The sequence below is a fragment of the Chitinophagales bacterium genome, from assembly GCA_041392475.1.
Classification (GTDB): domain Bacteria; phylum Bacteroidota; class Bacteroidia; order Chitinophagales; family UBA2359; genus JAUHXA01.
Map to the genome: position 1 here is coordinate 1,105,033 of JAWKLZ010000003.1, position 23,672 is coordinate 1,128,704.

General features: G+C 38.5%; 22 protein-coding genes and 1 pseudogene. 16 read left to right on the forward strand and 7 right to left on the reverse strand.

Features of this window, described 5'->3' with window-relative positions; all coding sequences use genetic code 11:
- The first annotated feature begins 12 nt into the window (after window positions 1-12).
- The 3 genes from R3E32_27105 (at window position 13) to fabG (ending at window position 1,330) form a co-directional block, all read left to right on the forward strand.
- The gene (locus R3E32_27105) at window positions 13-357 is read left to right on the forward strand and encodes a hypothetical protein (protein MEZ4888426.1); all 345 of its coding nucleotides are present in this window, start codon (window positions 13-15) and stop codon (window positions 355-357) included.
- Between the two features lie 12 nt (window positions 358-369).
- Window positions 370-522, forward strand: coding sequence for a hypothetical protein (locus R3E32_27110; protein ID MEZ4888427.1), 153 nt, complete (start codon window positions 370-372; stop codon window positions 520-522).
- A 70-nt stretch (window positions 523-592) separates the two neighbouring features.
- Window positions 593-1,330 carry a 3-oxoacyl-ACP reductase FabG gene (gene fabG, locus R3E32_27115; GenBank protein MEZ4888428.1) on the forward strand — a complete coding sequence of 246 codons (738 nt, stop codon included), beginning with the start codon at window positions 593-595 and terminating at the stop codon, window positions 1,328-1,330.
- A gap of 73 nt (window positions 1,331-1,403) precedes the next feature.
- On the opposite strand, the gene R3E32_27120 is transcribed toward fabG, so the two are convergent.
- Window positions 1,404-1,634, reverse strand: coding sequence for a VF530 family protein (locus tag R3E32_27120; protein ID MEZ4888429.1), 231 nt, complete (start codon window positions 1,632-1,634; stop codon window positions 1,404-1,406).
- A gap of 94 nt (window positions 1,635-1,728) precedes the next feature.
- Between R3E32_27120 and R3E32_27125 the strand changes: the two genes are divergently transcribed.
- From R3E32_27125 to R3E32_27150, 6 genes are all read left to right on the forward strand, one after another.
- Window positions 1,729-2,184 (forward strand): DinB family protein, encoded by a 456-nt coding sequence (locus tag R3E32_27125; GenBank protein MEZ4888430.1) that lies wholly within the window; start codon window positions 1,729-1,731, stop codon window positions 2,182-2,184.
- A 16-nt stretch (window positions 2,185-2,200) separates the two neighbouring features.
- Window positions 2,201-2,956 carry a glucose 1-dehydrogenase gene (locus R3E32_27130; protein ID MEZ4888431.1) on the forward strand — a complete coding sequence of 252 codons (756 nt, stop codon included), beginning with the start codon at window positions 2,201-2,203 and terminating at the stop codon, window positions 2,954-2,956.
- 253 nt (window positions 2,957-3,209) lie between these two features.
- Complete coding sequence (locus tag R3E32_27135) at window positions 3,210-4,451, forward strand: aminotransferase class I/II-fold pyridoxal phosphate-dependent enzyme (GenBank protein ID MEZ4888432.1); 1,242 nt, start codon at window positions 3,210-3,212, stop codon at window positions 4,449-4,451.
- 174 nt (window positions 4,452-4,625) lie between these two features.
- The gene (locus R3E32_27140) at window positions 4,626-5,801 is read left to right on the forward strand and encodes a hypothetical protein (GenBank protein MEZ4888433.1); all 1,176 of its coding nucleotides are present in this window, start codon (window positions 4,626-4,628) and stop codon (window positions 5,799-5,801) included.
- 159 nt (window positions 5,802-5,960) lie between these two features.
- The gene (locus tag R3E32_27145) at window positions 5,961-7,727 is read left to right on the forward strand and encodes a T9SS type A sorting domain-containing protein (protein ID MEZ4888434.1); all 1,767 of its coding nucleotides are present in this window, start codon (window positions 5,961-5,963) and stop codon (window positions 7,725-7,727) included.
- Window positions 7,728-7,835: 108 nt separating this feature from the next.
- Window positions 7,836-9,434 (forward strand): T9SS type A sorting domain-containing protein, encoded by a 1,599-nt coding sequence (locus R3E32_27150; protein MEZ4888435.1) that lies wholly within the window; start codon window positions 7,836-7,838, stop codon window positions 9,432-9,434.
- Between the two features lie 144 nt (window positions 9,435-9,578).
- On the opposite strand, the gene R3E32_27155 is transcribed toward R3E32_27150, so the two are convergent.
- Complete coding sequence (locus R3E32_27155; protein ID MEZ4888436.1) at window positions 9,579-10,295, reverse strand: hypothetical protein; 717 nt, start codon at window positions 10,293-10,295, stop codon at window positions 9,579-9,581.
- Window positions 10,296-10,337: 42 nt separating this feature from the next.
- Window positions 10,338-10,970, reverse strand: a complete 633-nt coding sequence (locus tag R3E32_27160; protein ID MEZ4888437.1) for an RNA polymerase sigma factor — start codon at window positions 10,968-10,970, stop codon at window positions 10,338-10,340.
- A 239-nt stretch (window positions 10,971-11,209) separates the two neighbouring features.
- Here R3E32_27160 and R3E32_27165 point away from each other — a divergent pair, with 239 nt between their 5' ends.
- The 3 genes from R3E32_27165 (at window position 11,210) to R3E32_27175 (ending at window position 14,215) form a co-directional block, all read left to right on the forward strand.
- Window positions 11,210-12,214, forward strand: a complete 1,005-nt coding sequence (locus tag R3E32_27165) for a hypothetical protein (protein MEZ4888438.1) — start codon at window positions 11,210-11,212, stop codon at window positions 12,212-12,214.
- A gap of 5 nt (window positions 12,215-12,219) precedes the next feature.
- Complete coding sequence (locus R3E32_27170) at window positions 12,220-12,525, forward strand: DUF952 domain-containing protein (protein MEZ4888439.1); 306 nt, start codon at window positions 12,220-12,222, stop codon at window positions 12,523-12,525.
- A gap of 283 nt (window positions 12,526-12,808) precedes the next feature.
- Window positions 12,809-14,215 carry a hypothetical protein gene (locus R3E32_27175; protein ID MEZ4888440.1) on the forward strand — a complete coding sequence of 469 codons (1,407 nt, stop codon included), beginning with the start codon at window positions 12,809-12,811 and terminating at the stop codon, window positions 14,213-14,215.
- Between the two features lie 184 nt (window positions 14,216-14,399).
- Here the strand turns inward: R3E32_27175 and R3E32_27180 are convergent, their stop codons facing one another.
- Window positions 14,400-14,714, reverse strand: coding sequence for a transposase (locus R3E32_27180; protein MEZ4888441.1), 315 nt, complete (start codon window positions 14,712-14,714; stop codon window positions 14,400-14,402).
- Between the two features lie 124 nt (window positions 14,715-14,838).
- Between R3E32_27180 and R3E32_27185 the strand changes: the two are divergent.
- From R3E32_27185 to R3E32_27195, 3 genes and pseudogenes are all read left to right on the forward strand, one after another.
- A pseudogene (locus tag R3E32_27185) lies at window positions 14,839-15,822 on the forward strand (type IX secretion system membrane protein PorP/SprF).
- A gap of 89 nt (window positions 15,823-15,911) precedes the next feature.
- Window positions 15,912-16,541, forward strand: coding sequence for a polysaccharide deacetylase family protein (locus R3E32_27190; protein ID MEZ4888442.1), 630 nt, complete (start codon window positions 15,912-15,914; stop codon window positions 16,539-16,541).
- Between the two features lie 102 nt (window positions 16,542-16,643).
- Window positions 16,644-17,474, forward strand: coding sequence for a hypothetical protein (locus tag R3E32_27195; protein ID MEZ4888443.1), 831 nt, complete (start codon window positions 16,644-16,646; stop codon window positions 17,472-17,474).
- Here R3E32_27195 and R3E32_27200 read toward each other — a convergent pair.
- Window positions 17,412-19,352 carry an N-6 DNA methylase gene (locus R3E32_27200; GenBank protein ID MEZ4888444.1) on the reverse strand — a complete coding sequence of 647 codons (1,941 nt, stop codon included), beginning with the start codon at window positions 19,350-19,352 and terminating at the stop codon, window positions 17,412-17,414. The two genes, R3E32_27195 and R3E32_27200, sit on opposite strands and share 63 nt — an antisense overlap.
- 77 nt (window positions 19,353-19,429) lie before the next feature.
- Window positions 19,430-21,844, reverse strand: a complete 2,415-nt coding sequence (locus R3E32_27205) for a transglycosylase domain-containing protein (GenBank protein MEZ4888445.1) — start codon at window positions 21,842-21,844, stop codon at window positions 19,430-19,432.
- 223 nt (window positions 21,845-22,067) lie between these two features.
- Between R3E32_27205 and R3E32_27210 the strand changes: the two genes are divergently transcribed.
- On the forward strand, window positions 22,068-22,838 hold the full coding sequence (locus R3E32_27210; protein MEZ4888446.1) for an alpha/beta fold hydrolase: 771 nt from the start codon (window positions 22,068-22,070) through the stop codon (window positions 22,836-22,838).
- 119 nt (window positions 22,839-22,957) lie between these two features.
- Here the strand turns inward: R3E32_27210 and R3E32_27215 are convergent, their stop codons facing one another.
- The gene (locus tag R3E32_27215; GenBank protein MEZ4888447.1) at window positions 22,958-23,572 is read right to left on the reverse strand and encodes a hypothetical protein; all 615 of its coding nucleotides are present in this window, start codon (window positions 23,570-23,572) and stop codon (window positions 22,958-22,960) included.
- Between the last annotated feature and the right edge of the window lie 100 nt (window positions 23,573-23,672).

Sequence of the window (23,672 nt, forward strand, 5' to 3'; positions counted from 1 at the left end):
AAATATCCCTTGTTGGCGTATCAATGGGAAAACTTATTCATAGCGTGTCATTTTTGCCAAGAAAAAGGAGATGATTTTGATGAAAAACTATTGAAGCCCGATGACATCGCTTACGAATTTGAGCGTTATTTTACCTTCAATTTTAGAACCTTCGATATTGAAGTTCGACAAGATGATGCTATTTCACAAGAAGACAAAGAACGGGCAATGATAACATTGGAAATGTACAAACTCAATTACACAGATAGGTCAAAAGCAAGAAAACGAACCTTCAAACAATATTACAATACGCTGGAAGCGAATAGAAATACAGACGATTTTTCGTATCGTTATATTTTTTTAGATGACAAACAATAAACAAACAATATTATGCAAACAGAACCACAAAACAACCCAGAAATAGAAACCAACGACGATACACCTCCTGTCTTCAATAAATGGAATCAAGTCTATGCTTTTGTGTTAATTTTACACGCATTTATCATCGCTCTGTTCTATTTTTTCACACACGCCTATGCTTAGGTACAAATGAAAAAAGCAATAGTTTTATCGAATACAATAATCACAACAATTTAAAAATCAAGTTAATAACATGAGGTTAGCAAACAAAGTCGCCATCGTTACAGGTGGTGCAAGAGGTATTGGCAAAGCGATTGCCGAATTGTTCGCCAAAGAAGGAGCAACGGTTGTAATTTGGGATTTATTGGATGTCGGACAAGAAACCGCCGAAGGAATTCAAGCAAACGGTGGCAAGGCTTCTTTTCAGAAAATATCGGTGACGGACAAAGAACAGGTAGAAGCTGCTGCAAAGGCTGTTTTTGAAGAAAATGGCCGCTTGGATATTTTGATCAACAATGCAGGTATTTTGAGAGACAAAACACTACTGAAAATGAGTGATGATGAATGGGCGACCTCTATTCACGTCAATTTGAGTGGTGTGTTTTACTGCACCCGTGCCGTTGTGCCGTATATGCAGCAAAATCAATACGGACGCATTGTTTCGGCTTCTTCTACTACGGGTTTGCGGGGCAATTATGGACAAACCAATTATGCGGCTGCAAAAGCAGGCATCATCGGCATGACTAAAACTTGGGCTACTGAATTGGGCAAGTACGGAATCACTGCCAATGCGATTGCGCCCGGCTATACGCTGACGGAGATGACCGCTTCGATTCCAGAGGAGATTAGCAAGGGTTTTATCCAACAAATTCCTGTGAGAATGGCTGCCGAACCAATTGACATTGCTTATGGTTATTTGTACTTGGCTTCGGAAGAAGCTCGATTTGTGTCGGGTATTTGTTTGCCAATTGATGGCGGAGTGACAAGGTAGTGATTGAAGTATTAGTGATTGGTAACTGGTGATTGGTTGGTAACTGGACTTTTATTCACCAGTTACCAATCAACTATTTACTGGTCAACTCCTTGGTATAGAGATACAAATCCTCCACTTTCGTTCTTGCCCACGGTGTTCTTCTCAAAAATTTGAGGCTGGATTTAATAGAAGGGTCGTGCGTAAAACATCGGATATTGATTCTTGCCCCCAAGGCTTCCCAGCCATATTCATACACCAAATATTCGAGTATGTCTGCTAACTTTACGCCATGTAAGGGATTGTTGGGTTGTTCTTTGCTCATGAGATTTTTTATTTGAAGAAACATCTACAAAGATAAGCTCATTGCTCTTGACTTCAATACCTTATTCAACAGAAAATCTATTCAAACGATATAAATGAACAAAATACAACTAATTGCATTGTTGCAAGATACCAAAACCACTACCCTCTACTACTTCAATTTGTCCGAAGATGAATTGTCAAAATCGTATGGAGAAGGAAAGTGGACGATTCGGCAAATTCTTAACCATTTGGCGGATGCAGAAACAGTGTTGTATGACAGAATTAGAAGGATTATTGCAGTCCCCAAACAGGTAATATGGGCCTTTGACCAAGAAGCTTGGGCCAAACAACTGCATTATGAATATTTTCCAATAGCAATCAACAAAAATATTTACAGTGCTGTTCGAGAATCAATTATTTACCTTGCAGACGAATATTATGAACCTTTGGGCAGCAATGAATTTGTGCATAGTGAAACAGGGCTTAGAACATTGAAGGAGGAGTTTGAGAAAGTTGCCCTTCACAATCAAAATCATATTCATCAAATTGAACTCGCTTTGGCGAGGTAAACGACTATAGAGATAAATGCAATCATTTAACAATCAATCTGTAATTGTCACAGGAGCTGGTTCGGGAATCGGAAAAGCAACTGCCATGTATTTTGCCGAAAAAGAAGCAAATGTTATAGTGTCCGATATTCATGTAGAGAATGGAAATAAGGTTGTAGCAGCTATTGAAGCGATGGGCGGCAAAGCTGTTTTTGTGCAAACGAATGTAGCCAACGATAGAGAGGTGAAAAGTTTGGTGCAAGAATGTGTGCATTATTTCGGCAAATTGGATATCATGGTCAACAATGCGGGCATTGGCGGAGAACTATGTTTTTTCGACCAAATCACCGATGAAAGTTGGGAGCAAATCATTGCCATCAATCAGACAGGCGTTTTTTATTGTATGCGTGCGGCATTGAAGGTGATGAAAGCACAGCGAAAAGGCTGTATTGTCAACACTGCTTCGGTGGCGGGAATTGGTTCGGCTGCAAGGATGGGTGCTTATGCGGCGAGTAAACATGCAGTGGTCGGAATGACCAAAACGGCTGCGGTAGAATATGCTAAGTATGGGATTCGCATCAATGCTATCTGTCCAACGGTTATCAAAACACCGATGGGCGATTCCTACATTTCGAGCGATCCAAAAATCACCGAATTGATCAAACAAACCATTCCCATGAAACGATTTGGAGAGGCCGAAGAAGTGGCGAGAACTGTGGGTTGGCTTTGCAGTGAAGATGCGAGTTTTATCACTGGTCATGCAATTCGAATAGATGGCGGAATGATGGCCTAAATCACCCTTGAGTTGTTTGCCCCAAAAAATGAACAAAATGCCACACTGCAAATATTTGACTTCGCAATAATAATCTATAAATCAATATTTTGTAGAACAATGCGATAGCCAAAATAACACGATTAATTGTTAATCTCTACAAAAAATAGTAACTTTGTAACCATTTTTTATCCCTATATAAACATCTTCTACCTCAAATATTTAAAGCATATTGCTTTCACCTTAAATTACTAACAACTAATATATATTTGCTATGGATTTATTTGAACGACGACTGCAAAACTTAGGCCCTTTGGCAACAGAAGCCGAAAAGGCATTTGGGTATTATACCTTTCCTAAGTTAACAGGCGAAATCGGCCCTAGAATGAAGTTTCAAGGGGACGAAAAAATTGTTTGGAGTATTAACAGCTATTTGGGTTTGGCAAACCATCCTGAAGTACGGAAAGCCGACACCGAAATTGCAGCCAAATGGGGATTTTCTTACCCAATGGGATCGAGAATCATGTCTGGCCATACAGACCAACATGAGCAGTTGGAGAGAGAATTGGCAGCAGCGGTTAACAAAAAAGCGGCTTACCTTTTGAATTTTGGCTATCAAGGTATTATGTCTATCATTGACTGTATGCTCGATCGTCATGATGTGTTGGTGTATGATGCAGAAGGACACGCTTGTATAGTGGACGGCGCAAGGCTTCACGCAGGAAAACGTTTTGCGTATCGCTTTAATGACATGGAGAGTTTTGAGAAAAACTTGGAGAGAGCTGCAAAAATCACCGAAAAAACAGGCGGTGGAATTTTGGTAGTTACAGAGGGGGTCTTTGGAATGAGAGGTGTTCAGGGCAAGTTGAAAGAAATGGTGGCATTGAAGGAGAAATACGATTTTACCCTATTGGTTGATGATGCACACGGTTTTGGTGCAATGGGACCAACTGGTGGTGGAACCGATGAACTACAAGGTTGTCAAGACGGAGTAGATTTGTACTTCTCTACTTTTGCTAAATCTATGGCGGGAATTGGTGCTTTTATTGCGACCAATAATCCTCAAATGATTGAATATTTGCGCTACAATATGCGTTCTCAGGCTTTTGCCAAAACCTTGCCAATGGTTTATGTGGAGGGTACTTTGAAGCGTTTGCACTTGATGCAGCAGCATCCTGAATTGAGAGAAAAATTGTGGGAAAATGTCCACAAATTGCAAAATGGGTTGATGGAACGTGGTCTGGATATTGGCTACTGCGATACACCTGTTACGCCTGTTTACCTCAAAGCAAGCCCCGTTGAAGCGGCTAACTTGATTGGTGACTTGCGTGAAAACTACAAGATTTTCTGTTCTTTGGTGATGTATCCTGTGATTCCAAAAGGTATGTTGTTGCTTCGATTGATTCCTACGGCTGCTCATACCGATGCAGAAATTTACCCAACTTTGGATGCGCTAGAAGCAGTTGCCAACAAATTGAAGGCAGGTAAATACGATACCGAATTGGTGGCAGGTTAAGCAAATCTCAAATCCAATTTACAAACTCAAATGCAAAGAGGTAATTTCAAAAAACGTGTTGATTGGGATTGCCTCTTTGTTTTTTGAACCAAAGTTATTGCCATTCTTGTTAACAAATAATTGTATCATTCTTTGCTGACTACTTAATTTTATCCCTCCCTAACAACTGAAGTAATGAACCTCATTGAAGTAAATTCCCCTCAAACGGTCAAGGCTTTTTTAGACCTTCCCAACTTGATTTACAAAGATATAGACAACTATATTCGCCCTCTCAATCCTGATATTGAAGCGGTGTTTGATCCTCAAAAAAATAAAAAATTTGAAGATGGAGGCGAAGTGATTCGGTGGATATTGCAGCGAGAGAATGGTGAGGTAATCGGAAGAGTTGCTGCTTTTATTGACCCAAAAGCTGGAATCGGGAGCGATATTCCTGTTGGAGGCATGGGTTTTTTTGAATGTATCAACGATCAATCTGCGGCAAATCAATTGTTTGATGCTTGTAAAAAATGGATTGAAGCGAGAGGAAAAGAGGGCATGGATGGACCGATTAACTTTGGAGAAAGGGATAGATTTTGGGGCTTGTTGGTCGAAAATTTTAGCCCGACTTCCTACCTTCAAAACTACAATCCGCCTTATTACCAGCAACTTTTTGAAAATTACGGCTTCGAAGTTTACTTCAAACAAATCACCTTTTACCGAAAACTGGGTATCGCACTTTCTGAAAAAGAAGTTCGCTGGGCAAACATGGTATTGGAGAACGATGAATACCATTTTGGCTATGCCGAAAAAGGAAAACTCGACAAATACGCCAAAGATTTTGCAACGGTTTACAATCAAGCTTGGGGCGGTGCTTACGAAGAGTTTGAGCCATTGAGTGACGAGGCTGCAATGAATATCATGAACTCTTTGAAGCCGATTTTGGACGAAAAAATTGTGTATTTTGGCTACCACAAAGAAGACCCGATTGCAGTGTTTATCAATCTTCCCGAAATCAATTCAATTCTCAAAGACTTCAATGGCAAATTTGGTTGGTGGCAAAAGCTGCAATTTATGTGGCGACTGAAGGTCGCAAAGGACTGCAAACGGATGTATGGAATGTCGTTTGGAGTAGTGCCGAAATACCAACGTCGAGGTGCGGTTGCTGCTTTGATAAAAGTTGCTTCGGATACGGTGCAAGAGGGGGAACACAAGGACGCTTACAAGGACATGGAGTTTACTTGGATTGCAGATTACAATGTGAAGATGATCAATATGTGCAAAAATATTGGGGGTGAGCCGTATCGTCAACATGCTACTTATAGGAAATTGTTTGATGAAAATGCTGTTTTTGAGCGGTATCCGATGATCTAATTCCGAATTTGCAGGTGATACAGATAAAATTTACTCCAAAATCACCTACCCAAAAATATTCGATAAAGCTGCAAAAATGTATTTGGAATTTTTTGTAAAAAATTGTAATTTAGACTGATAGTTATTTCGATAATTACTCAACCCTAAATTTAACATCTTATGAAACATTCCATTTACACTTTTATTTTTGTTTGCCTATTCTCACAAACTATTATTTTTCAGACAAAAGCGCAAAGTTTTGAGCACTGTTGGCAGGATTTTTTTCTTTCGGCGGCTTATGATGTTGCTTATTCTGAATACGATAGCACTTGGATTGTAGGTGGGCAGAATGGCAATTTTGCGCTGGATAATTGGCCCCATTTTGATGGGTATATCAGCAAATTTGATGGGAAAGGAAATTTATTGTGGCAAGTCAATAACCTGACTCAATGGGAAATAGGCTCAGTAAATACTGTTTTGGCATTGCCTGATGGAAAAATACTGGTCGGAGGTTTGATTGGTTTATGTGATGTAGGCCCAGCTACCTACCTTCTACAAATGAACTCAGACGGTGAAGCCCTTTGGTATAAAGAAGGTGCAGTAACCGATAATACCACTTCAATGTCCTTGTTACCGAATAATCGGGTTGTTTTGTTGGGGATAAGCACTTTATCCATTATTGATTTTGAGGGGAATGTCATCTGGTCGAGTTCTTTGAATGTTTCTTCTGATTATCATAAAAAAAGTTTGATAATCACAAAGCAGGGAGATTTTTTAGTAGGTGGAAAAGAATTTTTGAACCTTTATAGCAAAGACGATGGTAGTTTGCTGCAACATCAAGAATTGGAGGGCAGGGTTTCGGGGCTTGCGTCTTCTGCAGACAATGAGGGGTATGTAGCAATAGTTCAAAACAATATTTTACAAATAGATACTAATCTACAGGTGACAAATTCGCATAATACAAATTTCTTGTTTGAAGATATGCTTGAACTATCACTCCTTCCCTATGGTCTTTTGGCCGTTTTGGGCAGACATCAAGGACAATTTAGAGTTGCTGTATTAGAGGCGAAATCTTTGATTTTGGTAAATGACTTCTATTTAGATAATCCTCTTTTAGTTCCTATTTCTATTGGATACAGTGGTGATTTAATGGCAATTGTTGGAGGAAATTTTTCTCCCCCCTATCCATTTTCATCTAACTATGATTCTTTTTGGGGCTTGACGGGGGCAAAAGGAACAGCTTCTTCTTTTATCCAAGTAGTTTCTCCTTTCGTTGCTCCGAATATCCATTCAGTAGATGCAGGTATTGAAGCCTTCAATTTTTCTTCGGCAGATTTGCTTGATGGTGGAAGTTGTTGGTTTGGTCCTTATTTGAGCCAAATTGCACTGAAAGATGTTGAGTTGACAATTAGGAATTTTGGAGAAAAACCCATTGAAAATATACAAGTTAATTTTAGGTCTAATAATTCTTGTTCGAATATCTGCTTGAGTACCTTTACTATAATGGAAAAACTAAACAATATCACGATTGAAGAAAATGAAACTTACACCTTCGCTTTAGGGGATATCATTATTCCTAATAAACTCACCCAATCCTCTTATGAACTCTGCTTCTGGACCAGCATCCCCAATCAAAAAATTGACACAAACCATAACAACGACCAATACTGTGAAATCTTAACTTTCACCGACATTGAAGCACAAAACACGCTATCACAAATCCAAATTTACCCAAATCCCACCAAAGACCTCTTTGTTATTGAAGCCCCTGAAAATCAAAGCAATGAACTGCAATTGCAGCTAATCAATACACAAGGACAAATATTGGTAGAAACGCATTTTACTCAAAAAATGGAAATAGATGTTAGCCGCTATCCCATTGGAGTTTATCTATTGAAGGTTTCGGACGGCTTCAATAGTTATACCGAAAAGTTGTTGAAGGACTAAGCTCATTTTAATAATCACTTTAACAAAAAAACATATAAGCAGCATTTACAGCAAAAAAAGCGTTTATATAAGACAACCCTTTTTCATCACTCAAAAAATACCTCTACAATGAAAACCCTACTCTTTTCCCTACTTCTTGCCGCAAGCGGTATGCTCATGGCTACAAATACTGCAATATGTGAACCTTCAACGGTTTACGAACAACTCTGTGAACTCAACAAATACTGGGAGAAACAAACCGACTTCAAAGAGTTACTGCAACAAAAAATTCAATTCACAGAACATGAAGACTTGATTCAATTGCATTTGCAGTTGGTAGAACAAAACCTTCAAGAGAAAGACATCAGTCATTTGTCTAATCTTCAAAAAGAGAACCGAAAAGAGGCATTGAAGGTACTGAAGAAATATGCACTGCAAAAGCAGTTTCCAAAAAATACCCGTCATGCTTCCATTACTCCATATTTTATTGACGACTTCAATACCGCTTGTGCAGTCGGGCATTTGATGCGTGAAAGCGGTGCGGTGCAACAAGCACATTGGATTGCCAATACGATGAACAATGCCTATATTGAGGATATGCCTCTTGAAGAATTGCAGCAATGGGCGGACGAAATGGGCTTTGACGTAGAGGAATTGAAGTGGATTCAACCTGCTTATGGAGTGTATGCATTTGCAGAAGTCGAAAATGCCGATTGTCATACAGCGAATGGCAATATTTGGGTGGATGTCGGTGGAACAGGGGGGTGTGCCGAAACGGAAGACATGTATGCTTGGTATGACTATTCTGAAAACACAATAAAACGAGTAGGTAGCCAAAAAGATTTAACCAATATGTCTGCTGGATTTTACCACTTCCAAATAAATATGCAGCAGATTATAGGAAATTACGAATGTAGTCCTATGCGTTTCATTGGCATCAATGATACTGATGGCCCTAAAATTGAAGCAGAAGTATTGCACCCTGCTGATTCGGGACCATCAAATGGAAGTATTGAACTTACCATCACCAATGGCACTCCGCCTTATAGTATCGAATGGTATGACTTCAATGAACAATACTTGGGTAGCGATATGAAAATAGAAAACCTAAAAGGCTATTTCGATATTTTCATGTCGCAGCCTCCTGATTATACGCACCGAGTAAAAGTAGTAGATGCCAATGGGTGCAAGGCTTTCAAAAGTTTTTATTTAGTAGATTATTCAACAGAAGAAACTCCTTATCCTCTTTTTACTTTTTATCTTCAAAACACAATTAAAAACCAATCTATAGGTCAGATTCACATCGAAACTTTTGAACAACTCACCTATCAATGGTCACACGACTCCAATTTGACCTCCAATAAAGCAATAAATTTACCAATAGGTGATTACACCGTCACCATTACTGATATAGAAACTCAAAAAGTGTTTGTTCGAAATTTCACCATTTTGGAAGAAGAACCCACCGATATTGCAGATAGACTCATTGGCAAATTGAACATTTATCCTACTTTGGCAAGCCAAAATATCCGCATTGACTTGCCTTCAAAGTCAGGAGATTATTTGATTGAGGTATTCAACAACTATGGCCAAAAGATAAGCGACAAAACGACTTCAATCGGTAATGATAACTATTCATTGGAGGTAAACGATTATCCCAAAGGTATTTATTTTGTTTCTATGAGCAATACACAGGGAAAGTTTGTAGGAAAGTTTGTGAAACAGTGAATAGTTGTATCCATCGAAGTTTTCCGATGGCTTCAATAGATAGATATGATAACTGCAAGCAGTTTTTAGAAAATGAAAAGCTCCCAACATTTGCAAATGTTGGGGGCTTTTTGCTTCAATCTTTAAGACGTGCGTGAATAATATTCAATGACTTTGGTAAGGATTCAGGTGCTTTTTTAAAAAAAAACTTCTGACGACACTTATATATTTTTTGCGAATCACTCTATCTCTCGTATTTGCCTTCAATCGCCAATAATATTTACCCGCTTTGGACTGTAAAAAGAAAAGAGAGGCTTTGAAAATCAAGGTATTTGCTTCAATGATTTGGGTGTACAAAATCTCCTCATGATTGTTCATTATTGTTAGTTCCAAATCGAAAGGCAAAGCTTCGGTCAATTGAAAATTCAAGCGAAAATTGCGGCAATCCATTTCATTCATTGGAGTCAAAACCAAATCGTCCAAACCATTGGCTTGAGCAGATGAACTCCTTCTATTGGCTGTTTCAAAATGTTCAATAGGTTTGAAAAAATCCAAAAGTTCTTGCAATGAATAAGTAGGAGTGATGTCAATATCTACTTCAAAATCTTCCAAAAAATCCTCTTCAAATAAATCCTCCTCCAATTGATCCGCCAAATTCCTAGCTTGCAGCAAAGCGTTTGAAGAATAGGCATCCGCAGAAGAAGATGAATTTGTTATAGTAAGTCCATACATCGCCTCAAATATCATTTTTTCTCTAAAAACACGCAGTCTAAAATCTGGGTCTTTCTGAAATTGCTGCTCAAATTCAACCAATGATTTTCCCTTCAATTCTCCATTGAAGTAAAGCCGCATTACCTCCAATTCCTTTTCTATTGTTAGCATAACAAATCAATATCTTTATAAATTGTTGAATGGTTGTCTGTTTTATTTTCGCATCACTTTTGATACGAATTGGTGAATCAAAGCTTCATTCTTAAATGAATGAAAACTGGGGTTTTGCTTCAACAGTATTGCCAGTTTTTTTCGACAATCCAACAAGCGTTTTCGAGAATTGCCAACCTGAATGTTCAATTTTGCAGCAATTTCTTCATGTGGAAGATTGTCAAAACAATAGAGTTTGAACAATACCTGACAGCCTTGTTGCAATGATTTCATACACGTTTTCACATAATCCAGCATTTCCCTGATTTCATGTTGTTGCTGAATATCATCCGCAGCATGATGTACTATTTCGGTCACACTAGTGCTGATTTCTACCTTTGCATTTGCTTTCATTTTGTCAATCCATTTATAGCGACCAATGCCATACATATACAAACCAAACTCTACTTCTAATTCAAAGTTCGTATCTTTAAGGCATCGTTTTCTGAAAGCTTCCATACATTCCCATACCAATTCTTTCGCATCATTTTCTGTACCTGTATTTCGCAATACATAGGCATAAATCCTCGGTCGAGCAATTTTGTAAGCATTGATTATCATTCGAGTGTCGCCATTGCGAAAACCTTCAATAATGGTTTGATTGGTAAGTGTATCGCCAATAACAGTGTTTTTCATAGCCATGTTCTATATTAGTATCTTCAAAAAATAGAGAAGCGTTACCAAAAGTACGAAAAATAAAAAATATTTTTTGAGAGGAAAAATGCGAATTGATTGAAAATGTCTTTATATATGATTAAAAAATATTTTTATTTGCTATTTTTTGATATACTGTTTCTCAATGTAGAACTTTCAATTTCAATTGTTTGTTGATGGAATAAATTGGGTGAGAAATAATAAAGTAAAATAAATAAATTATGTGGTTCAATGATTTAACTGGATTTCAAGAAGAATCGCCCGAACAAGTGCGGGCAAATTTACAAGTATCAGGGAATTCCCTTACTTCAAAAGTAAACGGCAAAACCTATGTATGTGGCCGACTCGAAACTCCTACCTTGGCTGAATTGAGAGAAAAGGTGAAAAGTTGTAGTGTACCTAAAGGTGTTTTGACCTTAAAAGAAGTCGTTGGAAATGTTCAGGTTTTGCATATCGATTCCGCCAATGCAGGGGCAATGTTTCAAGCTGCCTCTCAGTTCAATTTGTTAGAAATGGTAAGCCCGTCCGTTTCACCCGAAGCAGGTGTAGGAATCTACGAGTACGACCGTACTCAAGGGCCAGCTTGTGCGATTGCAGCAGGAGCAGGAACGATTTACCGCAATTATTTCGCATCGGTAAATGGTCAAATCGGTCAAACTACCCACAATCAAATCGACTGCCTCAAAGACATGGGCAATGCCTTGGGAAATGACGACAACCGTTTGTGGACAATGCAAAATGGCTATGCTTTGGCAACCAAAGAAGGCTTAATCGAAATTTCCAAACACATACAAGCCATGAACTCAAAAGAATTAGACGAATTGAGAAGTACCTTGCGGATTGGGCTGCAATGGGATACACAAGTGACAATTGCAGGCTGCCAACACTTTGTTAGTCAGGCATATTGCTCTGCTTTACCTGTGGCCTATTCTGCTCATTCTTCAGCATTATGGGCAGATTTTGCTCAGATTGTTTTGGAGGCAACTTATGAAGCAACCCTTGCGGCTGCAATGCTTAATTGTGAGAAAACGGGCAACAATAAAGTTTTTTTAACCCTTGTAGGTGGAGGCGTTTTTGGCAATGATAGTTCTTGGATTTTTGCAGCCATAGAGCGTGCACTGCAATTGTTTGCAGATGTTCCTCTGGAAGTAGCGATTGTGAGTTATGGGCAGAGCGAGGTGAGGGTGAGGAATTTCATCAATAATTATTCAACAAATTTAAAATAAACTACATGAGTGATAAGACAATGATTTACCACATCACAACACCCGAGGATTGGAATGGACAAGCTGATTCAGAAGTCTATACACATATTAGTTTGAAGGAAGAAGGTTTCATTCATTGCAGCAAAGCGGAACAAATTGAAGCAGTGATTGAACGTTATTTCAGGGAAGTGAGAGAACTACTTCTGTTGCAAATTGATCCACAACTACTTGAAAATGAATTGAAGTACGAGTTATCTACGGGTAATGAATGGTATCCGCATATTTATGGGAGTATCAATAAGGGGGCAATTGTGGAGGTAAAAAACATATGATGCTTCTATGTAAACTGGGTAAAGTAAAAATAAAAGTTCAGGAATTATGCCTTTTTTAGTAAATACTCAAGAAGCCTTCAATGACTAAAAAATATGGTTGAATAGGTAAATTTGTGCAGAACTAAATTAAAAGGTGATAGAATTATTTTTAACTTTATGCTATTGACTTCTGTTTTTTCTCAACAGATATCATATTCATTACAATTACAAATATTTAATTATGTTTGAATATGATTTTTTAAAATTAGACTACAAAATATCTTACTAAAACAAACAATTCAATATGAAATCTAAAACCGTAAACTGTTTTTTATTAGCATGTTGCTTATTATTTTTTTTTAGCTTCAATTGTTCTGCTCAAGGACCTACTACGATTACCGACAATACAGCAGGAACTGCCACAAAAGACGGGACTATCAATGGAGGAGAATATGTCGGTTCTTCAACTGGTATCAATAGCGGTTTTGGCAATGTAATTGGGTCAAGCTCTACTTTGTATTTTGATAGTGACGATACTGGAAATTTGTCTGTAGGCTTATCAAGTGGTGGAGGTGATTTGAATGATGCTGTGGTGATTTACATTGATGTGGATGGCACAGGTAGTGGATTTAATACGACAAGTGGCTTTAACGATGTAGCGGATGCACTTAGAGCAGCAATTTCTGGGCAAGGAACAACAAGTGGAACTTCTGATTTGACTTTTGCAGGTGGCTTCAACGCTGATTATGCAATTGCATTCAACGCAACCTTTGCAGGTCTGTGGCAACTGGTCAATGGAGGTTCGCATACTTTCATTGTGGATTTAGGAATTACGCCCTCTGGAAATACTGCTGCTGGTGCATGGGAAATGGACGGTTTTACGATGGCAAATATAGGATTAAGCCCAGGACAATCCTTTAACTATGTTGCCACTTATCTAAACAGCAGCAATGCTTTTCGCTCCGATGAATTCCATGGAGTGGCTCAGTCCACTGCAAATACTGGAAATATTGGTTCAAATCCTATTAGTTTGGCAGCAGGAGACTTCAATACTTTCCATAGTTTTGACCAAACTCCAAATATTACTACCATTACGGACAATGCTGCAACAATCGCTACCAATGATGGAACGGTGAATAGTGGTGAGTATGCAGGGTTTTCAAATGCTTGTGGCGATGGTTTTGGAGGTATCTTGGGTGCTACTACTTTGCATTTTGACTCAGATGATTTGGGGAATTTGGCAATGGCATTGGATGGAGGTAGTGCATTGACCGATCCAAATACAATAGTGATTTATATGGATGTGGATGGAACAGCCAGTGGAATTACTTCTACTTCTGATTTGACCGATGCAGCGGATGGTGGACGTGCGGCTATTTCGGGTAATGGCACAGGAGGAGGAAGTTCAGACCTGACGTTTCCTAGTGACTTTAATCCTGATTATGCCATTGTGATTCAAGATGGGAGTCAAAGTTTGTTTCAACTCAGCCCTACCAATAATCTTACTTTTGTTGCAACGCTTACTGTAAATTCAGGTGGTACTACAAGGGAATTCAGCGATATTTCTATGGCAGATTTGGGTTTAGTAGCGGGTGATTCCTTCACCTTTATCGCTACTTTACTAAATAAAACCAATGCTTTTTGTTCTGATGAATTTCATGGAGTGACTTATTGTCCAGTAGCTGTTGTCCAGTCGCAAATATTGGAGTAAATTCTTATACACTTGAAGCAGGGGAATACAATACCTTTCAAAGTTTTTTGCCTCCCCCACCTCCACCACAAGTTCCCACCCTCTCTCAATGGGGCTTAATTATCTTAGCCTTATTGTTGATGATTTTAGGAATACTCTATATCAGCGAATATAACCTAAAGAATTCAGAAGGATATTGGAATCTTCACAAAAAGTTAATAATAAACATTTTGTGATTTTTGAAATGTACCCGAACATTCATGCTTTTAGAAGTATGTTCTGCTTTGACTATTACTCTTTGAGGGTTTTTCCAAGAACCTGCTTGATAGGAGAAAGAATGAAATCTTTGAATGGTTTTTTGGTGTTGGTCATACCAACTTTTGGCACTGTCACGTGTGATTTCACTCTTTTTATGCAGCACTGAATTACCTGCTAAACCCGTAATTAAAGTAGATATGATTTTCCCCCATCGCCCAATCCATAAAATCGGAGCTACAAAAATGGGTGTCTCCTCTAACAATGAAGATAGTTTGCTTCCATTTTTGGCGTAATTTATTTATCAAGCGTTTGAGTAAATAAAAGACTTTCAATGGCTTAGGGCGACAGTCTGGTTTCAGCAGGGGGGTAATTAATTTACCTATTTTATGAGTAGAATGAACTTGAACGCTGGCTATGTTGCTTCAGAAATGGGCACAAATATAAGTTTACAACATCGAGAACAGTGGAATGGTATTCATCCATTTCGGTTTTCACAATTCGGCTTCAATACCACTTTTGGTTACTGTAGAAAATCTAAAAATGAAGTATCTGATGTTGATTTTAGTTATGGTATAGGTGCATTGATTACCTTTGGTACAGAGGGAATCATACCATCGAATACGCTACAGTCAGGTATTCTTCTTGGAATAGCTCTTAGAGGAGTGTCGCCTAATGCCCCTTTCCGTTTTGCTAGTTTGGGGTTAAAAATGAGAAATAACAACCTGTCTCTAAGCGCAGATGATTGGGTTTTTAGTGGTCAGTTAGACCCTGTGTAGGGCTACAACCCCAGCTTATTACCCAATGCTCCAACTCCCGAAAATTTACAGAAAAATTTTTGGGACATGGGAGTAGGAGGAGTCGTTTCATTCAATATGTTGGAAGGACATATCAATATAGGCGTTTCGCTTGATAATATCCGTAGCCAAGATAATTTATTGGAAGATAGTCAAGAAAACATTAGACCAGAAAGGCTGACTGTTCACTCTTATTTTTACCATCCTTTCTTGGCAAAAAATCAATTCGTTTTATTGTCTGGAAAATATGAACAGCAACAAGTGTTGAAAACCCTAAGTATTGGAGGCTATTGGATATATAATCCATCTGAAACAGGTTTTTTTGTAGGTGTTCAATATAGAAATAGAGATTGGATAGACTTCAATACCCATACCAATGCGCTTATAGGTATTTTAGGCACACAGTTCAAAAATTATGACCATACTTATCAAATAAGTGTAAGTTATGATTTTCAGACAAGTGGGTTAGCTGGTTCTAACTCTTTAGGTGCATTAGAGTTATCTTTTGTTTTTTCCTCCAATAATGGACTATTTGGATGCAAGATGAGTGGACCTGATATTAGGGACAAGTTTTGAGTCGAGTTTTTAATTTGAATTTGTCTAAGTGATTAAATATAATGCTATTTTGTTCGTTCTATTGCATAAAAACCAATTAATTCAACATAATGTATTGGATCAAAACTCCTTTCCTCGTCAAAAAATGGTTATTTCCTCAATACATCTGGAGTGGGCGGAAAATTGCGGGTCAAAAAACGGTCTATCTCACCTTCGATGATGGACCTACGCTCGAAATCACCGATTGGGTATTGCAGCAATTGAAGGAGTATCAAGCCAAAGCGACTTTTTTTTGTATTGGTAAAAATGTAGTGGCACATCCTACTATTTTTCGGGAAATAGAAAAAAACGGACATCGAGTCGGTAATCATACCTTCCATCACTTCAATGGTTGGCAGACAGAAACAGGTGATTACCTTCAAAATGTAGCCGATTGCAGCAATGTAATGGATTCTAAGCTATTTCGCCCACCTTATGGGCGCATCAAACGGCAACAGGCAAAGGCATTGCAAGAAGAAGGCTATCAAATCATTATGTGGTCGGTTTTGAGTGGTGATTTTGACGAAAGTTTGCCCAAAGAAAAGTGTTTGGAGAATGTGCTGGCGAATGTAAAAGACGGTGATATTGTGGTTTTTCACGATAGTGTGAAGGCATTTCGTTTGTTGGAATATGTGTTGCCGAGGGTTTTGAAGGAATTGAAGGAGAGGGGGTTTGTATTTGAAGGGTTGTGGCATATTTAACAGAACATTTCACAGTCTAAAAGACAAGAATAATTGTTTTCAGGTATAGTATTAGAATTTTCCTTTTTATACAAAAGAGATTATCTTAGCAAGAAAAATAACATGACCATTCAAGAAGCAGTTGCCAATTTTAAATACTTGATAGAGAACGCTATAACAGAGGGAGGAAATAAAGCAAAAACTGCTATTATTCGTTCATCTAAACCTATTTTGAATATACATGAAGCCGTTAAGCATGAATTGGTTAGAAATGGAGTAGATGAAAATAAGATTTTTCCACCTTTGGGCGAGAGAGTACCAGAATTGAAGATAGCTGGGTCATTGAAAAAGAAAGATCAAGATATTTGTATCATTCCAAACATAAAACGTAAGAAAGAAATTTTGCCTGATGGTTTGTTGGAAGGTACAGTAGATCCTTTTGGGATTCATTTTACTTCCCGAACCATTTCTATCAATGTACGAAGTCAGGTAAGCAGTATTCAGAAGAATTTTGATACCATGTACGAAAGAACAATATCCGAAGCACAAAACCTACATGATAGATGCCCCAATATGGTTTTAGGGGAAGTATATATGATTGCAGTTCCAGAATATGATGACAGGCAATTTGTGAATAAGAAGGTGAATTTTAGAAACATAAACCCAAGATTAGTAGAAAAATACATCAAATCTTTCCAAGCTATTAATCACCGCAAAAATATCCAAAAGAATTTTTACCAGTACGAAAGTGCATGTTTACTAATTGTGGATTTTCGTCCAGACCGACCTAAAATTTATACAACCATTGAAGAACTCAAAAAGGATGGTTTGTTGAATGAAAATTCCAGTATAACAATGGAAGGGCTTGAATGGGAGAATTTTGTGCCGAACTTACTGAGGATTTACAAGCACCGTTTTGGAGGAAATGGTTTTTTTAATTTTTTCCTTATGTGAGACATAGCCTTTATCGAACTCAATAGTTAAACCGTATTTGTTTATCAAAAAATCATCTATTTCCTTCCAATCATTCATATTTCTAAGCCTTTCCACTTCTTCCAAAGTAAAATTAGGAACCGTAAATTTTTCGATAAAATTCTTTTGGTAACAAGGATAACCTCCTGCAATCGAAACGCTTGTTTGGCTGACATAATAGTGCATCACCACCGAATTAAGGATTTTTTGACTCACATCTCTGTTTTTTACATCCATCAAAGGATGTATGGATGTTGCAAACAAATCACCTGCTGTTGCTTTCCTAAAAAAGATGCCATATCCATTCGTAAAAAACGCATCTACCTCTTCAATCAGCAAAAATCTGGGGTATTGACTAAAAGTAGGATTCAGCATTTTTTTACCCATTTTGGTTAATCCCTGTGTGCGTCCCCAAACGTAAAAAGGACTGAATTTTACCTTTCCTTTGTCACGTTTTTCTAAAACCTCCTTTTCAGACAGCAGGTATTCATAACATTTGGGAAATCTATTTTTAAATTCTTCTTCTTCAATAGGTTTTGCTGAATCATTGACAATATTGTACGGAAAAATAATTCTACGGGCATTGCAGGCAATGTCTGCTTGTTTTTTGAAGTCAGAAATTTTATAAACAGGTTTGGTCGCTGCCACTTCAATCTTAAATGTACCTTTCTCAGTAGTTTTTATCAAGTAATTATCTTCCGTTTCCGTCATATCTACAAAAAACACGGTGTCCTTCAATGTGGCAATTCCCACGCAAATATCAAACAGTTGTTTGATAGGAGTTCCGACCGTTTCGATAAGGCGAATATTGTTCTGTTCTTTGGTCTTGAGCAAACGCCATTTTTTGACCTTTAGATTTTTGAGATAGTTGGGCGAGCCGTTCACATTCAATAGAAAATTGCTGGGAATTTGTTCGTTTTTGATTCTATCATAAGTGATTGCTTCGTTTTTTTGCTTGTTCAGAAAGGTCAAAGCAGTATAAGTTTGGGCATCAAAAACCTTTTTGTGGCTGAAGTCAATAATTCTATACACGCATTTGTTTTCGGTGAAAAATCCCCTCAAAGTTTTGGCAGCCAAAGAAGTAAAATAATTGTTTGGAGTAATGTAGCCCAAACGTCCGTTTTCCTTCAATAACTGATAACCCAACTCAAAAAAGGCAAAATAGAGGTTAAATGTGCCGCTATTGATGCTTTTCCATTCCTTCAATAAAAACATGCGGTTGTCTTCCGATAAATCTTGAAACTTAACATAAGGCGGATTTCCTACCACAACATCAAATTGCCGCTCTTGCCAATCGGTTCTGAGGCTATCTTGATGATACAAATTGAAGTCCGATTCCTCCAAATTTTCCCCATATTCCAAAGCCAAAATTGACAACAATACCTTGGCTCTTTTGATATTGTATTCCAAAATATCACTGCCAAATATATTTTGTTGAATAATGGTTTTGATACTGTTATTGTACTTATTTTTGAAATAGTCCACCAAACCTATCAAAAACGCACCTGTTCCACAGCTCAAATCTATACACTCATCTTTTTCATTGGGTTGCAGTTCTTCAATGATAAAATCAACGATATAGGTAGGCGTAAAAAATGCGCCATTGAGTTTTCTATCTTCCTGAGGGATGATTAGTTCGAGGCAGTTTTCAAGGTCTTTGACAGAATGTAGCTCAATGTTAAAATTTAATATCGAATCTTTAGATAGGGCATTTTCAAGATTATTGAAATAGTTTTGCAGCATCGGATTAACCGAATAATCCAACTTTTTTTGTGTCAAATAAAGGTGAATCAAATGCCCTTCGATTACTTCAATAGAATATTCTTCAACAAATTTACTCAAGGTGTTTTTGGGAATCATTTGCTATGATTTTGTGGTATTTTAATCATAAAATTAGTTTTTTTCTATTTTTTTCAAAAATAATTTCAATCTAAATCTCAATTCACCCTCACCCTTGTCCTCGTTTTCGGGCGATTCCCATCAGGAGGATTCACAGGTTTATTCGGCTGAGGTTGGGTAGTAGGAGGCGTAATGGGAGGACTTGGAGAAGTCGGTTTGGGTTCTTCTATTACCACAGGTGGCTCGACAGTGGGCAACACATCCACAAAAAACTCACAATCCAAATTGGCGAGTGTTTCCTCAGAAGGTTGGGTAAAGGAACTGGCAACATACTGCTTGTAGTTTTTATCGTCTGCAAGACTTTTGAAGAACTTACCCCAAATCGGAAGTGCCGTTCTTGCACCTTGACCGTCTTCAATACTTTTGAAGTGAATACGTCTATCTTCTGCACCTACCCAAGCACCTGCCACGAGTTTGGGCGTATAACCGATAAACCAGCCATCTACTTGGTCTTGCGTAGTACCCGTTTTACCCGCAATGTCGTTTTGAAGATTGAACTGCCAGCGAAGTCGGCGAGCAGTTCCGCTATCAATTACTCCTTCCATGATGTGCGCCATGGTATAAGCCGTTTCTGCGCTCAAGGCACGCTTTCGGTCTTGGTAGTAGGGCTTCGAGAATTTTTCGAGCAAGCGGTTGTTTTTGTCTTTGATGCTAACAAGATAGGTCGGTTTTCGCTCATATCCGCCATTGGCAAAAACACTATATGCGCTGACCATTTCTTTCAGTGTGATTTCAGGCGTTCCCAAAGCGATAGAAGGATAGGCAGGCAGTTCTGATTCGATGCCCATTTTGTGTGCATTGTTGATGATGGTATCCACACCCATTTGCAGCAAAATCTGCACCGAAACCGTATTGACCGAGTTGGCAAGCGCACCTTTCATGGTGTAGTACCCGCCATATTTGTTGTCCGAATTGCGGGGAGTCCAGTTGTCGTAGTCAACGTAGGTGCGGAGTTCATTTTGGTAATAATTGCAGGGAGAAATGCCCTTTTCAATAGCGGTTGCATAGACAATCGGTTTGAAGGTTGAGCCAACTTGTCGGGGATTGGTTACATGGTCAAGTTGGAAATATTCGTGGTTGATGCCTCCCACCCAAGCCTTTACCTCGCCATTCACAGGATCCATTGCCATAAATCCCGCCTGCAAAAATGGCAAATAGTACAAAATGGAATCTTTGGCGTTCATGGTTTTGTCAACTTTACCCTCCCAACTAAACACTTCCATTTCACGAGGTTTGCGAAAATCTCGGTCAATCATCAACTGCGATGTTCCCGCTTTTTCGTTCATCTTGTAGCGTTCCGAACGTTTGATATAATCGTCCAACATACTCGGATTGCGTGTCCACGGATAAGGCGGTTTCCACTGTTTGTCGAAGATTTTTTGAAGTTCAGCCAAGTGTTCACTCACAGCTTTTTCGGCATATTCCTGCATTTTGCTGTCAATCGAAGTGTAAATTTTCAAACCGTCGGTAAACAAGTTGTAAGGCGTGCCGTCTGCTTTGGTTTGCGTTTTGCACCATTCCTTCAATTCTTCCTTCAAATATTGACGAAAATAGGGCGCAAGTCCATCGTTTTGTGTCAAGCGGTTGTACTTCAATGTCAGAGGTTTTTGTTGGGCGGCTTTCTTCTCGGCATCGGTGATGTAGCCTTCTTTTGCCATCAAGCCCAATACGACATCTCGGCGGCCTTTCGATTTTTCGGGATTGCGGCGGGGACTGTAGGCAGTTGTTGCTTTCAACATTCCTATCAGCGTAGCTGCTTCCTCCAATTGAATGTCTTTTGGAGTAGTGCTGAAAAAACGCTCCGTAGCAGTGCCAATTCCAAAAGCTCGTTCTCCAAACGAAACAGTATTGAGGTAAAGAGCTAAAACGTCTTGTTTGGAATACTGTTTTTCTAAGCGTACTGCAATGATGGCTTCTTTGATTTTGCTGACGGGAATGGTAAAGATGCCGTGATTTTCTCTACCATACAGGTTTTTAATCAATTGTTGACTGATGGTACTGCCGCCTCCTGCGCTTTCATTGCCCATCAAAATGGTTTTGAACAATACCCTCAAATAACTTTTTGTATCCACGCCTTTGTGTTTGAAGTAGCGAGCATCTTCGGTGGCAACTAAGGCATTGATGATGTTGGGCGAAATTAGATTGTAGGGAACGTAGCTGCGGTTTTCGATGTAATATTTGCCCAATAGTTTGCCGTCTGCTGCATAAACTTCTGATGATAAGGGATTTTTAATGTCCGATAATTCTGATTCGCTGGGTAATTTGCCAAATGCACCCCATAGAACAGATAGGAAGAAGATGAAAAACAAAAGTAAGCCCGATAATAAGGCGATACCTGCAATCATGGCGACTTTTTGCCATTTTTCCTTTTTGGACGAAGAAGGCTTATTAGATGAATTATTGTTGTTGTTATTTGGATGGTTGGGATTGGGGAATAATACCTTAGTTTTCATGTACGCAATGGTTATTACAGAATCTTTAGTCAAAAATAAGGATTCTTTGCAGATTAATTCATTTTGAAAGAAATGATATTTGGAAAGCTTCAAACTGTTTGCTATATTTATTGTCTAAATATTCATACAAACTTTTTTTTCAACCCTTCTCACCCTTCATAAAGCACTACAAACACAAACTTTAGCTTACAAACAATTTTTTTGAAAAGAAAACACCCAATATATGAATGAGGTACAACGACCGTCGACCCTATTATTTGCTACGGATATAGGTCGAGGACTTATAGGGCTAGCCAACTACTTCGCTTCAATCCCTATCTTTAACATGGCTGCAAAAGGGGACGGGCATCCAGTTTTGGTATTACCAGGCTTTGGTGCAACAGATGTTTCTACCCATCCACTTCGATATTTTCTTAAAAAACAGAACTTTACACCCTACGCATGGGAACTGGGGCGAAATTTAGGTGGAGTAGATTTTTTGGAAGATATTATTGTTCGAGTGCAAGAAATTGCCCATCAACACGGACAAAAAATCAGCTTGGTTGGTTGGAGTTTGGGAGGTGTATTTGCAAGGGAAGTGGCTCGGCGGCATCCTGGTATTGTTCGGCAAGTCATCACCTTGGGTTCTCCTTTTCAACACGTTGGTCATGGCAACAATATCAAGTGGATTTATGAATTTGTGACCCAAAATGAAATTGAAGGCATAGACCCACAGTTGATTGAAGATATGAAGTATCCGCCACCTGTTCCTTCAACGGCTATTTACACCAAAGGAGATGGGATTGTTTCTTGGAAGTGCTGTATAGAAATGATAGAAGACCACCAAACACAAAATGTAGAAGTGAGCGGCAGTCATTGTGGTTTGGGACACAATCCTGTGGCTTTGTTTTGCATTGCAGATAGGTTGTCACAAAGAGATGGCTATTGGCGAAAATTCAAACCCAGTTTTTTGCAGCAGCAACTACATAGGGATTTGAAGTTACATATTGGTTAAGTATTGGACTTTGGACAAAAGACATAAGTAGAAAGACAAAAGAAGTAAATGTTGACGGACAATTAATTGTAAAGTTTTAATTTTTAACATAAATCATTGCTAATTACAACAACCAATTTTTATTCTTCCAACGGTTCTTCATTGTATGCAGCTCCAATGTTGCAAAGTTGGTCAAGCGTTTCTGCAAAAAGATGGAAGAGAAGTTCGAGTTGTTCCACATCTTTGATTATTCCTATTACTTGAAAGTGTAGGCTATCAATAGGTTTGATGGTTTTTCGGTTTTCCAACCATCCAGAGTCGTCTTTTACCCGCAGGTCAATTTGATTGATATTCATCAATAAATCTCTAATAGCGGGGTTTTCAAACAACAATTCTACCTTGTAGGGATCGTTGCCTTGAATCACAAAGTCACGATCGAAGTTTTCATACCCTACTTCAATGTCTTGCATCCCAAAGACTTTGCCGATTTTGCTAAAAAAACCTTCTCGGTAAATGCGAAATTCAAAACCATTTTTGCTCACATACGGCGCACGGATTCGGGTATAAGTCGTACTGCTTTTGCCAGTCGAAACGGTGTGGGTGTCAAGCGTGATTTCCCATTCTCCGTGGTAGGCTACTACTTTCGGAACGCTAAAGAACCCATCATCAATATATTGTGCATTGACAGCTTTGGAAACTTGTTGCCATACCTCTCTTTTACTGGGACCAAAAAGTTTTCTGAAGAAATTTTTCATACGATGTAGCGAATATTGAATGTACGTATTGAGTGACAAGACCAAAGAACTTGCGTCACAAAATAACAAAATTATCGTTTTTTTTAACCTTCCATTTTAT

Excerpts from the sequence above, each read along its gene's own strand:
- R3E32_27110 (MEZ4888427.1), top strand. The coding sequence starts at position 370 with ATGCAAACAGAACCACAAAACAACCCAGAAATAGAAACCAACGACGAT.
- fabG (MEZ4888428.1), top strand. The coding sequence starts at position 593 with ATGAGGTTAGCAAACAAAGTCGCCATCGTTACAGGTGGTGCAAGAGGT.
- R3E32_27120 (MEZ4888429.1), bottom strand. The coding sequence starts at position 1,634 with ATGAGCAAAGAACAACCCAACAATCCCTTACATGGCGTAAAGTTAGCA.
- R3E32_27125 (MEZ4888430.1), top strand. The coding sequence starts at position 1,729 with ATGAACAAAATACAACTAATTGCATTGTTGCAAGATACCAAAACCACT.
- R3E32_27130 (MEZ4888431.1), top strand. The coding sequence starts at position 2,201 with ATGCAATCATTTAACAATCAATCTGTAATTGTCACAGGAGCTGGTTCG.
- R3E32_27135 (MEZ4888432.1), top strand. The coding sequence starts at position 3,210 with ATGGATTTATTTGAACGACGACTGCAAAACTTAGGCCCTTTGGCAACA.
- R3E32_27140 (MEZ4888433.1), top strand. The coding sequence starts at position 4,626 with ATGAACCTCATTGAAGTAAATTCCCCTCAAACGGTCAAGGCTTTTTTA.
- R3E32_27145 (MEZ4888434.1), top strand. The coding sequence starts at position 5,961 with ATGAAACATTCCATTTACACTTTTATTTTTGTTTGCCTATTCTCACAA.
- R3E32_27150 (MEZ4888435.1), top strand. The coding sequence starts at position 7,836 with ATGAAAACCCTACTCTTTTCCCTACTTCTTGCCGCAAGCGGTATGCTC.
- R3E32_27155 (MEZ4888436.1), bottom strand. The coding sequence starts at position 10,295 with ATGCTAACAATAGAAAAGGAATTGGAGGTAATGCGGCTTTACTTCAAT.
- R3E32_27160 (MEZ4888437.1), bottom strand. The coding sequence starts at position 10,970 with ATGAAAAACACTGTTATTGGCGATACACTTACCAATCAAACCATTATT.
- R3E32_27165 (MEZ4888438.1), top strand. The coding sequence starts at position 11,210 with ATGTGGTTCAATGATTTAACTGGATTTCAAGAAGAATCGCCCGAACAA.
- R3E32_27170 (MEZ4888439.1), top strand. The coding sequence starts at position 12,220 with ATGAGTGATAAGACAATGATTTACCACATCACAACACCCGAGGATTGG.
- R3E32_27175 (MEZ4888440.1), top strand. The coding sequence starts at position 12,809 with ATGAAATCTAAAACCGTAAACTGTTTTTTATTAGCATGTTGCTTATTA.
- R3E32_27190 (MEZ4888442.1), top strand. The coding sequence starts at position 15,912 with ATGTATTGGATCAAAACTCCTTTCCTCGTCAAAAAATGGTTATTTCCT.
- R3E32_27195 (MEZ4888443.1), top strand. The coding sequence starts at position 16,644 with ATGACCATTCAAGAAGCAGTTGCCAATTTTAAATACTTGATAGAGAAC.
- R3E32_27200 (MEZ4888444.1), bottom strand. The coding sequence starts at position 19,352 with ATGATTCCCAAAAACACCTTGAGTAAATTTGTTGAAGAATATTCTATT.
- R3E32_27205 (MEZ4888445.1), bottom strand. The coding sequence starts at position 21,844 with ATGAAAACTAAGGTATTATTCCCCAATCCCAACCATCCAAATAACAAC.
- R3E32_27210 (MEZ4888446.1), top strand. The coding sequence starts at position 22,068 with ATGAATGAGGTACAACGACCGTCGACCCTATTATTTGCTACGGATATA.
- R3E32_27215 (MEZ4888447.1), bottom strand. The coding sequence starts at position 23,572 with ATGAAAAATTTCTTCAGAAAACTTTTTGGTCCCAGTAAAAGAGAGGTA.